Origin of the sequence: Alistipes sp. D31t1_170403_E11, assembly GCF_015553985.1 — a bacterium.
GTDB lineage: Bacteria > Bacteroidota > Bacteroidia > Bacteroidales > Rikenellaceae > Alistipes > Alistipes montrealensis.
Genome location: NZ_JADNHQ010000002.1, coordinates 383,849 through 396,557, shown reverse-complemented (window position 1 = coordinate 396,557; position 12,709 = coordinate 383,849). Strand labels below are relative to the sequence as shown.

11 protein-coding genes are annotated in these 12,709 nt (G+C 57.7%); 9 read left to right on the top strand and 2 right to left on the bottom strand.

Annotated features, from left to right (window positions below; translation table 11 throughout):
* Positions 1-74: 74 nt before the first annotated feature.
* On the bottom strand, positions 75-674 hold the full coding sequence (locus tag I2E69_RS05015) for a ribonuclease HII (protein ID WP_195459361.1): 600 nt from the start codon (positions 672-674) through the stop codon (positions 75-77).
* Between the two features lie 140 nt (positions 675-814).
* Between I2E69_RS05015 and I2E69_RS05010 the strand changes: the two genes are divergently transcribed.
* From I2E69_RS05010 to I2E69_RS04985, 6 genes are all read left to right on the top strand, one after another.
* Complete coding sequence (locus I2E69_RS05010) at positions 815-1,831, top strand: hypothetical protein (RefSeq protein ID WP_195459359.1); 1,017 nt, start codon at positions 815-817, stop codon at positions 1,829-1,831.
* Positions 1,832-1,988: 157 nt separating this feature from the next.
* Entirely contained in the window at positions 1,989-2,918 is a 930-nt protein-coding gene (locus I2E69_RS05005; protein ID WP_195459357.1) for an AraC family transcriptional regulator, read from the top strand.
* Positions 2,919-3,268: 350 nt separating this feature from the next.
* Positions 3,269-4,150 carry a lipoyl synthase gene (gene lipA, locus I2E69_RS05000; RefSeq protein WP_195459354.1) on the top strand — a complete coding sequence of 294 codons (882 nt, stop codon included), beginning with the start codon at positions 3,269-3,271 and terminating at the stop codon, positions 4,148-4,150.
* Positions 4,151-4,152: 2 nt separating this feature from the next.
* Positions 4,153-4,869, top strand: a complete 717-nt coding sequence (gene lipB / locus I2E69_RS04995; RefSeq protein ID WP_195459350.1) for a lipoyl(octanoyl) transferase LipB — start codon at positions 4,153-4,155, stop codon at positions 4,867-4,869.
* Positions 4,870-4,877: 8 nt separating this feature from the next.
* Positions 4,878-6,644, top strand: coding sequence for a single-stranded-DNA-specific exonuclease RecJ (gene recJ, locus I2E69_RS04990; protein ID WP_195459347.1), 1,767 nt, complete (start codon positions 4,878-4,880; stop codon positions 6,642-6,644).
* Between the two features lie 103 nt (positions 6,645-6,747).
* A complete protein-coding gene (locus tag I2E69_RS04985; RefSeq protein ID WP_195459345.1) occupies positions 6,748-9,903 on the top strand; it encodes a PAS domain-containing hybrid sensor histidine kinase/response regulator in 3,156 nt (1,051 codons plus the stop codon).
* Positions 9,904-9,935: 32 nt separating this feature from the next.
* Here I2E69_RS04985 and I2E69_RS04980 read toward each other — a convergent pair whose 3' ends face one another.
* Positions 9,936-10,466 (bottom strand): nitroreductase family protein, encoded by a 531-nt coding sequence (locus I2E69_RS04980; protein ID WP_195459342.1) that lies wholly within the window; start codon positions 10,464-10,466, stop codon positions 9,936-9,938.
* A gap of 164 nt (positions 10,467-10,630) precedes the next feature.
* Between I2E69_RS04980 and I2E69_RS04975 the strand changes: the two genes are divergently transcribed.
* Genes I2E69_RS04975 through I2E69_RS04965 form a run of 3 tightly spaced genes read left to right on the top strand, consistent with a single transcriptional unit; the run spans position 10,631 to position 12,703 of the window.
* The gene (locus I2E69_RS04975) at positions 10,631-11,470 is read left to right on the top strand and encodes an HAD family hydrolase (RefSeq protein ID WP_195459340.1); all 840 of its coding nucleotides are present in this window, start codon (positions 10,631-10,633) and stop codon (positions 11,468-11,470) included.
* Positions 11,471-11,472: 2 nt separating this feature from the next.
* Positions 11,473-12,060, top strand: coding sequence for a hypothetical protein (locus I2E69_RS04970; protein ID WP_195459337.1), 588 nt, complete (start codon positions 11,473-11,475; stop codon positions 12,058-12,060).
* A complete protein-coding gene (locus I2E69_RS04965; protein WP_195459334.1) occupies positions 12,047-12,703 on the top strand; it encodes an ATP-binding cassette domain-containing protein in 657 nt (218 codons plus the stop codon). The genes I2E69_RS04970 and I2E69_RS04965 overlap by 14 nt, the downstream gene beginning before the upstream one ends.
* The last annotated feature ends 6 nt before the right edge of the window (positions 12,704-12,709 follow it).

Sequence of the window (12,709 nt, the reverse complement as noted above, 5' to 3'; positions counted from 1 at the left end):
ATTCCCGAATGGAGAGAGCGCTTCATTCGGGAATTTTCGGGGCGGCGGCAGGTGCGCCGCAACCATCGGAAACGTCAGAAAGGGAGTTCCAACTGGTCGATCTCGTGGTTGAACGTCAGCCGGTGGTGGGGCGTAAGACCGTACTCCCGGATCGCCAGCCGGTGTTCGCGCGTGGGGTAACCTTTGTTTTTCGTCCAGCCGTACTGCGGGAACTCTTCGGCGATGCGCAGCATATATTCGTCGCGATGGGTTTTGGCGAGAACCGAAGCCGCGGCAATGTCTGCGTATTTGCCGTCACCCTTGACGATGCAGCGATAGGGAATTTCGAGGCGCGTGCGGAACCTGTTGCCGTCGATAGCCAGGAACGACGGAGCCGGGTCGAGGCGCGCCACAGCCAGCGACATCCCTTCGAACGAAGCGTTCAGGATATTGATTTCGTCGATCCGCGCAGCCGAAACCGCCTCGACGGCCCATGCGACAGCCTCGCGTTCGATGACGGCACGCAGCTTTTCCCGGTTGCGCTCGGTCATCTGCTTCGAGTCGTTGAGCAGCGGATCGTGGAAATCGGGCGGCAGAATCACAGCCGCCGCAAAGACCGGCCCGGCCAGGCATCCGCGCCCGGCTTCGTCGCATCCGGCCTCCGAAAGGTCGTATTGGCACTGGTTTTCTAACATCGTATCACAAATCGCGTAAAACAGACAGCAGTCGGACGGCGTTTGCACCCAAAGATTACGGGACTACCTTCCATATTCTACAAAGTTACGGATTATTCCGGCTTTTTTCACTAATTTTGTCCGAGGAAAAAAGCCCCGACATGAAATTCGACATTGCACGGCAGCCGCTCGTTCCGGCCTTTCTGACCCTCGCCGCACTCACCGTCGTCGCGATGTGGGGTGCGGGCGGCTCTGACGCGGCCCCCGCGGCGCTGGCCGGGAATATAGCCGGCCGAAGCGCTTCCGACGCAGTCGCCATAGCCTTGCCCGGGGACCTGCTGGCACAGTTCCAGTCGGCGCATCCCGCCTGGTCGCGTTGGATCGCCGGGCTGCTGATGCTCTTTACGGGGATGTCCGTCGGACGCCTTACCGTACGTTACAACCTCTACACCGTCGGAACCTGCCTTGCCATTCCTCTTTACGGGGCCATCGCCTGCGGTCTTGCCGGTGACAGCGATTTCCTGACACTCTTCACCGCATCGGCCCTGCTGGCCCTGGCCCTGAAAAACTTCTGCCGCTCGTTCTGCAACGGATTCGGGTTCGACGCCATCTTCCGCGCCTCGTTCTACACGGGGCTGCTGCCGCTCGTCTGTGTAGCCGCTACGCCGCTCCTGATCCTGCTGCCGCTCGCCGTCATGCTCTTCCGGCGCACACTGCGCGAAGTCACCGTCGCCATTGCCGGATTGCTGCTGCCCGTCCTCGCACTCTGCTACGTCAACTGGGGCGCCGGGGGCGAATTTACAGCTCCGGTCACACTCCTGGCGAATACATTCATCACGGGAAGGCCGTTGTCGCTGTTCCTCTCGACACCGATAGAAAGCCTCGTGTTGCTGGGCGCCGTTTTTATACTCGACCTGATGGCCCTGCTGTTTTTCCTCTCGGACATCTACGCCGTCGGAACCAAACCGCGCTTTATCTTTATATTTAATATAAGTATACTCCTGCTTGTCGCCGCCGTGCTGTGCGGTCCCGCCGCGCCCCCCGGAGTAATCGCTCTGACGGCCGTACCTTCGGCCGTTCTATTACCCTTCATGTTTGTCCGGATTCACCGGGCCATCGCCCTTCCGCTTTACCTGCTATTGCTCGCTTCAGCAGTCATCAACACAATCTTACAATAATCTATTTAGCCCAAACCATAGCACAAAAGGTCTTATTTGCCCTTTTGTGTCCAAATATGCTATTAATTATGGTAGATTGAAAAGTTAAAATTGTATATTTGAGAACGAACATAAGTGACGCAATGCTTTGTTCAGAAAAACTTAAATTACAATTACTATGAAGAATTCAATGAATTCGTCGGTTCAACAGCCGATGATCGTGAAGTACGTCGAGTCGCTTCACAACGGTATCCAGTCGCAGTCCCTTTCGCGTTACGCAATCGGTTACATCCTCCGCGGAACAAAGTACATCTACGACGGTGATAAGCGTCAGACACTTTCGCGCGGCGACGTTTTCTACCTGGGCATCGGACACCACTACATTGAGAACTTCCCCGAAGGCGGCCAGCCGTTCGAGCAGGTGCTCTTTTATTACACGCCCGATGACCTCCAGCGTATCCTGATGCACCTGAACATCACCTACGGCCTGAACATTTCGAACGAACATTCGTGCGAAAACTGCCGCAACCGCTCGCACGTCACCATGCCCGCATGGAACTCACTGCGGAACTTTTTCGTCAATACCAACAACTACCTGCGCGACGAGGATTTCCGCCACGACGAGACGGCCGAGAACATCAAGATGACCGAGTTGATCTACCTGATCGCCTCACACGAGGATTGCTGCATCAAAAGCAAGTTGTTAAGCAACGTGGATGCCGCCAAGGAGAATTTCGAACAGATCGTCTACGACCACATCTTCAAGGACATTTCGATCGAAGAACTCTCGAAACTCACCAACCGTTCGCTCACCTCGTTCAAAAAGGAGTTCCGCCGCCACTTCCAGATGCCGCCCCACAAGTGGTACATCCGCCAGCGGCTCATGCACTCGCGTCTGCTGCTGATCTCGACTTCGAAGTCCATCTCCGAAATCGGCAACGAATGCACGTTCCCCAACACATCGCACTTCATCAAACTCTTCAAGAAAGAGTACCAGATGACGCCCGCGACCTATCGCCACAAGCACCTCACGTCGCTGGTCCCCGAACCGCAGCCCAGCACTATCGGCGAATCGGCCGAGAGCCTGGAAATGCGCGAGGCGCTTTAATCAAAAACTTATAAACACAGGGGTATTTTAAAAATTTTAATTATAATCTATAAACAAAATTGCGTTAGGTTTTAGAAAAATGTTACAAAACATTTGGTTTTTCGTAAATTTCAATTACCTTTGTGTAACAAACGTGGGATTCTCCCACTCTCATTAACCTAACTAACCTAACCAGAAGAGGTCCGATACCGGCAGGTGTCCGACCTCTTTCTCTTGCGGGATAGCCCCGGGCCGGGGATTATGCCCCGTCACGAACTCCTGCACGGCATCGCGGAAGAAAATGGGCCGATCACAAGGAATATCCAATCTTTTTTCTTATTTTTGCATCAATTGGAAAATAATGAACTTAAATGCCGAAGTTTTATGACAAGGTAGATGTACTGAAAAAACCCGGATGGCTGAAAATCCGACTCCACCGCACTCCCGAATGGGGCGAAGTGCGGCAGATCGTCGAAAAACACAATGTGCATACGATTTGCAGCAGCGGCAGGTGTCCCAACCAGGCCGAATGCTGGAGCCGGAGAACAGCGACATTTATGATTCTGGGCGACATCTGCACCCGTGGCTGCCGTTTCTGCGCAACCAAAACGGGACATCCCCTTGCTCCCGACGCCGAGGAACCCCGAAAGGTGGCCGAAAGCGTCGCACTGATGAAACTGAGGTATGTCGTCGTAACCTCCGTGACACGCGACGACCTCCCCGACGGCGGAGCTGCCCATTGGGCGGCAACCGTGGAGGCCATCCGGTCACAAAACAACGACGCCGTAATTGAGCTCCTTATTCCCGATCTCGACGCACGACCCGACCTCTTGGACGTAGTTATCGCGTCGAAGCCCGATATCATCGGGCACAACATCGAAACCGTCGAGCGACTGACCCCCGTGGTGCGCTCCAGGGCCAAATACAACACGAGCCTGGAGACCCTGCGTTACCTGAACGGACAGGGCGTCGTAACGAAAAGCGGACTGATGGTCGGACTTGGCGAGAGCGATGATGAAGTTTTGCAAACCCTGCATGACCTGCGCGACGCAGGCGTGCGGATTGTAACACTCGGTCAGTACCTTCGGCCTACTCTGGAGCACTACCCCGTAGCGGCGTATATCACTCCCGAAAAATTCGAATGGTACAGACTCCGGGCGCTTGAAATGGGTTTCAGCTATTGTGCGAGTGCGCCGTTGGTCCGCTCGTCGTATATGGCCGAAGAAGCCCTGCAAAGCGTAAAAAGTTTGTAGCGATGAAAGCCTCCTGCCGGGACCTCGGATGCATGGACTACAAAACCTGCTGGGACTTGCAGCAGGAGTTGTTCGACGCCAGGGTGGCCCGCAAACGCGCAGGCGGAGCAGGTTCGAGCCTTGTCCCGGACACTGAAAACGCCCCCGGAGACAACGCAGGGACGATCCTGCTGGTGGAACATCCGCCGGTTTACACGCTGGGGAAAAGCGGACACGCCGAAAACCTGCTCATCGCCCGGGAAACGCTCGAGGGGATGGGCGCACAGTTCTTTCACATCGACCGCGGCGGCGACATCACCTTCCACGGCCCGGGGCAGTTGGTCTGCTACCCGATTCTCGACCTCGAACAGCTCGGGATCGGCCTGAGGGAGTACATCGAAGCACTGGAAGAAGCCGTGATCCGCACGGTCGCGGAATACGGCATTGCGGCGGGACGCATCGCCGGGGCTTCGGGAGTCTGGATCGACCCCGGAAAGGCTCGGCCGCGCAAGATTTGCGCAATAGGAGTCCGTTCGTCGCGTTATGTCACCATGCACGGGTTCGCCCTGAACGTCACGACCGACCTAAGGTGGTTCTCGCGCATCAACCCCTGCGGATTCACCGACCGGGGCGTCACGTCGATTGCCGCCGAAACGGGCCGCGAAATCGGAATGAGCGAAGTAAAATCGCAGGTTGTGCAATTTTTAAGTGAGATTTTAAATGTTAAAATATATAAATAACAATTCGTATGCCTATAGAAAAACGCTGGGTAGTGAAGCCACAGGGCGACCCCGCGACGGCGGCCATGCTGGCTGCCGCTCTGCGGATCTCGCCCGTACTGGCCAATCTGCTCGTACAAAGAGGCATAGACACCGTAGAAAAGGCGGAGAAGTTCTTTAAACCGAGCCTCGCCGACCTGCACGATCCGTTCCTGATGAAGGATATGGAGAAGGCGGTCGAGCGGGTCGAACGGGCCGTTGCGAACAATGAGAAAATCATGGTTTACGGCGACTACGACGTGGACGGCTGTACGGCCGTTGCGCTGGTTTACAAGTTCCTGCGCCAGATCGGGCACAAAAACCTGATGTTCTACATCCCCGACCGGTATACCGAAGGATACGGTATATCGATCAAAGGTATCGACCTTGCCGCCCGTAAGGGCGTGGGGCTTATCATCGCCCTGGACTGCGGCATCAAAGCCACGGAAAAGGTTGTCTATGCGAAGACGAAAGGCGTGGATTTCATCATCTGCGACCACCACCTCCCGGCCGAGGAGATTCCCAAGGCCGTAGCCGTTCTGGACCCCAAGCGGGTCGACTGTTCCTATCCGTTCGACGAGTTGTCGGGCTGCGGTGTAGGATTCAAACTCGTGCAGGCCTATGCCCAGAAAAACCGCATGCCCTTCGAGCAAATCCTGCCCCTGCTGGACCTGCTGGTCGTCTCGATCGCCTCGGACATCGTGCCGCTGGTGGGCGAGAACCGTATTCTGGCCTATTTCGGCCTGAAGAACCTCAACCGCGAGCCGTCGAAAGGACTGTTGTCGATCATCAAGATCTGCGGACTGGACAAACACAACATCACCATCGACGACATCGTCTTCAAGATCGGGCCGCGCATCAACGCCGCAGGCCGCATGCGAATGGACGAGAACGACGAAAACGCATCGCCTTCGGGCGGGCACGCCGCCGTCGAACTGCTGATCGAGGGTAACGAGTCGATCGCCGAAGAGTTCGGCAGCGTGATCGATGCCTACAACCAGGACCGCAAGTCGATCGACCGCTCCGTTACGCAGGAGGCGCACGACTACATCGAAGGCAATCCCGAAATGAAAGCCCTCAAGAGCACGGTGATCTACAATCCCCGGTGGATGAAGGGCATCGTGGGGATCGTCGCTTCGCGCCTGATCGAAACCTATTACCGTCCGACGGTGGTGCTGACGATGAGCAACGGGTTCGTGACCGGCTCGGCGCGTTCGGTTCCGGGATTCGACCTGTATCAGGCCGTCGAATCCTGCTCGGACCTGCTGGAGAATTTCGGCGGACACATGTACGCCGCAGGGCTGACGATGCGCCCGGAACGGGTCGAGGAGTTCACCCGGCGATTCAATGCCTACGTGGAGGAGAACATCGACCCGCAGATGCTCGTTCCGCAGGTAGACATCGACAGCGAACTGCTCTTCTCCGACATCACGCCGACGTTCCGCAAGGACCTCAACCGCTTCCAGCCCTTCGGGCCGGGCAACACGGCGCCGGTCTTCGCAACCTACGGCGTGAGCAACCACGGCGACGCCAAACTCGTCGGCATGGAGTGCGAGCACCTGCGCATGGACCTGATGCAGCGGCAGAAACCCAATACCAAGATCCAGGCGATCGCCTTCCAGCAGCCCCTGCACTACGAATGGGTGCGCTCGGGACGCCCGATCGACGTATGTTACCAGATTGTCGAAAACCACTACCGGGGTACGGTGACCACACAACTTCGTATCAAAGATATAAAACCGGTACTGAACAGATAAAAAATCACACTTTCACGACAAGGTCCGGAGTTGCGTTCCGGACTTTGTCGTTTGATACAACGCGTCACGGCCGGGGAAACCCGGCAACCTGCATTTCAAAAACATGAATCTTCTGAAGAAAGCGTCCGGCATTCCGCTCCGCGTCCTGGCGGGAATCATGCTTTTCAGTTGCCTGCTGGCACACCCATTTTCCGAAGCGACGAGCAGCCCTCCGGGCGACAAGCGCGATTACATGCTGGTATTGAATACCTACACCGAATCATCACCCTGGAGCCGCAACATCATCAACAACATCGTCACACATATCGATCATGTGGACAATTTCGAGGTATACACCGAGAACATGAACTCGCTGCTGATGAGAATCAAGAACAACGAGATGGGGGAGATCGAAGCCTTCAAGAACAACCTGCTGCGGGAATACGGCAAAAATCCGCCCCGCATGCTGGTGTTGCTGGGCGCCCCGATTGCCGTACTGCGCGACTTCGTGAAACAAACCTGGCCCGGCGTACCGCTTATTTTCTGTTCGGAATTCGACTATATCGCCCCCGAAAGTGCGTATATACAACGCCGGGCAATCCAACCCGAAGAACGCAGGCCACTGCTCGACAAAGCCGAAGCAGACAACATCACACTGATCCGGACACCGTTCTACCTGCGCGAGAACGTCGAGCTGATGCGCCGGATGATCCCGGGCATGGATTCGCTGATCTTCATCGGAGACAGTCGGTACATCAACCAGCAGGCCGACAACGACCTGCGCGATTTGCTGCATCGCGAATTCCCGCACATCGACTACCGCTTCTATTCGGCGGACAGCATGTCGACCGAGGCACTGCTCGACTCGCTCAACCGCATCGACAACCGCCGCACGGGCGTTCTCTTCTCGTCATGGCACTTCACAAAAAAGATCGGGACCAACGTCGTTCCCGTCACTGACTCCTACCGCGTCATCGCCAGCGTGCAGGCCCCGATGTTCGCGCTGATGCCCGCAGACATCCGCGACGGCGGGCTCGTCGGAGGCTATGTGTACGACGATACAGAGGTGAACACGCAGATCATTTCGGCCATCGACGCCGTCCTCGCCGGCCATCAGCCGCGCGACATTCCGTTCTACACCCCCAAAGAACCTCGCCCGGTGTTCGATTATACGACCCTCGAACGCAAGAACCTTTCGCCCCATACCTGTCCGGCAAACACGCTTTTCTACAACAAACCGGTTTCAGCGCTCGAACAGTACAAATGGGCGATCGGCGGGATCGTTTTGCTGCTGCTGGCCTTCAGCATCATCCAGCAGTGGCGCATCCGCATGCTGCACAACGTAGATACGGCCCGCCGGCGCGAATCGGACAGCCAGGCCCGCTATTCGAACTTGTTCAACAACATGCCGATCGTCTACATCCAGGCAAAGGTCGTCTTCGACAAGGACCATACCCCTGCGGATGTGATTTACTGCGACGTGAACACCCATTTCGAGCGTCTTTTCACCGCCCGGGAAAAGGTGATAGGCAAACCGGGCAGCGAACTTTTTCCCTACCCGATGACCGAGTTCCTGCGGCTTATCAACATCGCGCTGACTGAAAACCGGACTATCACCTATCCCGTCTATTTCAAGCCGCGCGACGCCTTCTACGAAGTCGTCATCAACCGCTCGTATGTCGCCGACCACATCGACATCTTCTGCCTCGACGGTACGGCGCTCCACCAGACGCAGAAGAAACTCGACTCGATCAACCACAAACTCTCGATGGCGCTCGACGTGGCGAACATCGTCCCGTGGAAGTGGGACCTGCAGAACGGCACGATCCTGTGCGATGTCAACAAATCGGTGCGCAACCAGCAGCTTTTGGCCAATCCCGATGCCGACATACAACTGTCGGTCCCCGAAGGGAGCTATTTCGCGAAAATCCACAAAGAGGACCGCGAGCGGGTACGCCGCGCCTACGACGACCTGATTGCCGGGCGGAAGGAGAAGGTGCGCGAAGAGTATCGTGTAGCCTCCGATGCCGGAGGACACTGGCATCTGGACTGGGTCGAAGCCCAGGCCGTCGTGGACCGGCGCGACGAAGAGGGACGCCCGCTGAACCTCGTCGGATCGTCGCTGATAATCACCTCGCGCAAGCAGATGGAGGAGGAGCTCCTCTCGGCCCGAGACCGCGCCGAAGAGTCGAACCGGCTCAAGTCGGCGTTCCTGGCCAACATGAGCCACGAAATCCGCACGCCGCTCAACGCCATCGTCGGATTCTCGGGAATCCTCGCCGAAACCGAAGAGGAACAGGAGAAACGGGAGTACATCTCGATCATCGAAAACAACAACACGCTGCTTTTGCAACTGATCGGGGACATACTCGACCTCTCGAAGATCGAGGCCGGAACGCTGGAATTCAACTTCTCGGACTTCGACCTGAACGATCTGATGCACGAAAAGGAGAGTATCTTCCTGATGAAAGTCCCCGAAGGCGTCGACCTGGTTTTCGAACCCGGACTCGACGAATGCCAGTTCCACTCCGACCGCAACCGGCTTTCGCAACTGTTGATCAACCTGCTGACCAACGCTTCGAAGTTCACCCGCCAGGGGTCGATCCGCTTCGGCTACAAGGTCCGGGGCAGCCAACTCTACTTCTACGTCACCGACACGGGATGCGGCATTTCGGCCGAGGGCCAAAAACTTGTTTTCGAACGCTTTGTCAAACTCAACTCCTTCAAGCAGGGCACAGGACTGGGACTTCCGATCTGCAAGAGCATCGTCGAGCACCTCGGCGGGGAGATCGGCGTCGAATCGGAGGAGGGAAAAGGCACGACCTTCTGGTTCACGCTCCCTTACACCGTGGGCAAGCCCAGCGAGGTCCCGCGCGAAGAGGCTCCGGCATGCTCGGTCGAGAAAGACAAACTGACGGTTCTCGTCGCCGAAGACAACGAAAGCAACTACCGCCTTTTCGAAACGATCCTGCGCCACGACTACCGCCTGCGCCACGCCTGGAACGGACAGGAGGCTGTCGAACTGTGCCGTACGGAGCATCCCCACCTGATCCTGATGGACATCAACATGCCGGTGATGAACGGCTACGAGGCCGCGGCGGAAATACGCAAATTCGCCCCCGGAACCCCGATCGTCGCCGTAACGGCCTACGCCTACGCTTCCGACGAACAGAAGATCATGCAGAACGGCTTTACGGGCTACATGCCCAAGCCGATCAGCGCCCCGCAGCTTAAAAAACAGGTTCTCGACATCCTGCGAAAACACATTACGCTGATATAGAAAAGGACGCCTTGCAGGCGTCCTTTTTCAGTTTATCCGAGCCGTATGATCCGCTCTTTGTCGTCCGCGGGCGGAAGCGGGGCAGGGGTGAAATCGGAATAGCCCAGGGCGATGGCGCAGAGAGGTTCGCAGCCGTCGGGAACAGGCAGGAACGTGCGCAGGTAATCGGCGGCCTTCTCGCCGTCGGGAGCGTCCTTGCGGCGGGGCCGTCCGTTGACATGGACCCAGCACGAGGCGAGTCCTTCGTCGACACAGGCCAGTTGCAGCACCGTCGCCGAAATCGCGGCATTTTCGCGCCACAGGTCGCTTGCCGAGGTTTCACCCAGCACGAGGATCGCCAGCGACGCATCCTTCATAAATGCCGAGCCGTAATCGCGCATGTCGGCCATGCGGGCCACCAGTGCAGGATCGTCGACCACCACGAGACGCGTCGAGCGCGTATTGCGCGCCGAAGGAGCCGAGAGAGTCTCGTGAAGGATGCGGTCCACGACTTCGCGGGGAACCGTGCGGTTCGAGAATTTGCGGACCGAACGGCGTTTTGCAATTAATTCCTTGAATTCCATAATCGATTGTATTTTCTTACGTTATTTCGGAAAAAGGGGCTCCGGTTCAACAAGGCCGCACCCCGGCAGAACACACGCACCGCCCGACCTTGCAACCGGGGTGCGCCGTTTTTGCAAAAGTAGCGAAAAAAAGTTATCTTTGAGAATCAAAAACTTTGAAAACAATGGAATTCAGATTCACCATAGCGCTCATCTACGACTTCGACGGAACGCTTGCCCCGGGCAACATGCAGGAGTACGACTTCATTCCGGCGGTCGGCAAAAGCAACAAGGACTTCTGGGCCGAAGCCAACTCGCTCGCCGAAGAACAGGACGCCGACATGGTCCTCACCTACATGGCCCGGATGATTCAGGAGGCCAAATCGAAAGGCCTGTCGCTCCGCCGCGAAGCGTTCCAGGATTCGGGACGCCGCGTGACACTGTTCAACGGCGTGAAGGAGTGGTTTTCGCGGATCAACGCCTACGGCGAACAGCGGGGAATCCGGATTCTGCACTACATCAACTCCTCGGGCCTGAAAGAGATTATCGAAGGGACGGAAATCGCCCACGAATTCCGCAAAATCTACGCCTGCTCGTTCCTCTACGACGTGGACGGCATTGCCTACTGGCCTGCCGTGGCGGTCAACTACACCAACAAGACGCAGTTCATGTTCAAGATCAACAAGGGCGTGGAATCGGTTTTCGACAGCAAGATGGTCAACCGCTATATTCCCGAAAACGAGCGACCCGTGCCGTTCAAGCACATGATCTACGTCGGCGACGGAACCACGGACATCCCCTGCATGCGGTTGGTGAAGAACTTCGGCGGACACTCGATCGCCGTTTACAACCCCGACCAGAAGGGAGCGCGCAAGGAGATGACCTCGCTGATCCACGACAACCGCGTGAGCCACGTCTGCCCGGCGGACTACTCCCCGGGGTCGGAGATGGACGTACTCGTAAAGACGATCATCGACAAGATCGACCTCGACGACAAACTCGAAAAACTGGAGGCCGTCAGATAACCATGCCAACCCGAAAACAGCGGCACATCTACTCCGGGCGGCTGTTGCGCATCAGCCTGCTGGGCGGGTCGCCCGAGTGGACGGCAACCCTGCGGCGTCATCCGGCCGCTGCCGGGACAGTCGCCGCCGTACTGACCGTTTGCGCCTGTGTGCCCTATGCCGGATTCCCGGCGCTTTTCCTGGCGGCCCTGCTGTGCGGAACGTTTTACGCCGGCAACGAGCCGCTGCAACTCGTGCTGCTGCCCGAAACGGGGGCGGCGCGGTTTCTCGCCCAAAAGACATCCACGGCTTGGCGCAACTATTTCCTGCTGTCGCTGCCTTTCGCCGTCCTAAACCTCATTCTATGGCCCGGAACAGCGTGGATGGCCGCAGCATGGGTCCCGTCGGCGGCATTGGCTTTGTTCTACTTCGTCACGGCCAAATACGCCTGCTACGAGCCCTGCAGGGCCGCTCGCCGGCCGCTCGCCGCCAAACTCGGCGTCGCAGGATTCCTGGTTCCCCTGCTGCTGCCGCTGAGCCTTTGCCTCCTGGTAAGCTACACCCTCAGGGCCGAACGCAACCTCAACCGTTACCTCCATGATTACGATTGACGCAATCCGGGTCCGCGACGGGGAGCGGACGCCGCTCGACGGCGTGACGATGCTCCTCACCGCAAACGCCGTCCACGGTATCGCGGGCGAGGGACGCAGCACGCTGCTTCGGACCGTATACGGGCTCCTGAAGCCCGAATCGGGACATATATCCGCCCACGGACATCCCCTGCGACAGCGCGATATGGCTTATCTGGAGGCAGAACCGCATTTCTGGCCGGGACTGACAGCGGGGGATTACCTCGACCTCGTGCGCCGCTACACACCCGGAGCCGATCCTGCGCCGTTTCTGCGGCGGCTGCCCGTAACGCCGGACGCCGAAGCCGCGGCGATGTCCCCGGCAGAACAAAAACGGCTGGCGCTGGTCCTGGCGCTAATGCGGCGCAAACAGGTTCTGCTGCTCGACGAGCCTTTCCGGGGACTCGACATCGAGAGCGTTTTCGTCTTGCAGCAGTTGATCCTGCAACTCGGCTCCGAAGGACGGACGCTGCTCGTCGCGGCGGATTCGCTCACGCCGCTCGACGGCATCTGCGACGACCTCTACGTGCTCGGCGACGGCGGCGTCCGCAGCCGCTACGAACACTACGAATTTGCACGTGCGGCCCGGGAAGCGGGCCTTGCGCCCGGTTTCCCGGAAAAATAGTACCTT

Excerpts from the sequence above, each read along its gene's own strand:
- I2E69_RS05015 (WP_195459361.1), bottom strand. The coding sequence starts at position 674 with ATGTTAGAAAACCAGTGCCAATACGACCTTTCGGAGGCCGGATGCGAC.
- I2E69_RS05010 (WP_195459359.1), top strand. The coding sequence starts at position 815 with ATGAAATTCGACATTGCACGGCAGCCGCTCGTTCCGGCCTTTCTGACC.
- I2E69_RS05005 (WP_195459357.1), top strand. The coding sequence starts at position 1,989 with ATGAAGAATTCAATGAATTCGTCGGTTCAACAGCCGATGATCGTGAAG.
- lipA (WP_195459354.1), top strand. The coding sequence starts at position 3,269 with ATGCCGAAGTTTTATGACAAGGTAGATGTACTGAAAAAACCCGGATGG.
- lipB (WP_195459350.1), top strand. The coding sequence starts at position 4,153 with ATGAAAGCCTCCTGCCGGGACCTCGGATGCATGGACTACAAAACCTGC.
- recJ (WP_195459347.1), top strand. The coding sequence starts at position 4,878 with ATGCCTATAGAAAAACGCTGGGTAGTGAAGCCACAGGGCGACCCCGCG.
- I2E69_RS04985 (WP_195459345.1), top strand. The coding sequence starts at position 6,748 with ATGAATCTTCTGAAGAAAGCGTCCGGCATTCCGCTCCGCGTCCTGGCG.
- I2E69_RS04980 (WP_195459342.1), bottom strand. The coding sequence starts at position 10,466 with ATGGAATTCAAGGAATTAATTGCAAAACGCCGTTCGGTCCGCAAATTC.
- I2E69_RS04975 (WP_195459340.1), top strand. The coding sequence starts at position 10,631 with ATGGAATTCAGATTCACCATAGCGCTCATCTACGACTTCGACGGAACG.
- I2E69_RS04970 (WP_195459337.1), top strand. The coding sequence starts at position 11,473 with ATGCCAACCCGAAAACAGCGGCACATCTACTCCGGGCGGCTGTTGCGC.
- I2E69_RS04965 (WP_195459334.1), top strand. The coding sequence starts at position 12,047 with ATGATTACGATTGACGCAATCCGGGTCCGCGACGGGGAGCGGACGCCG.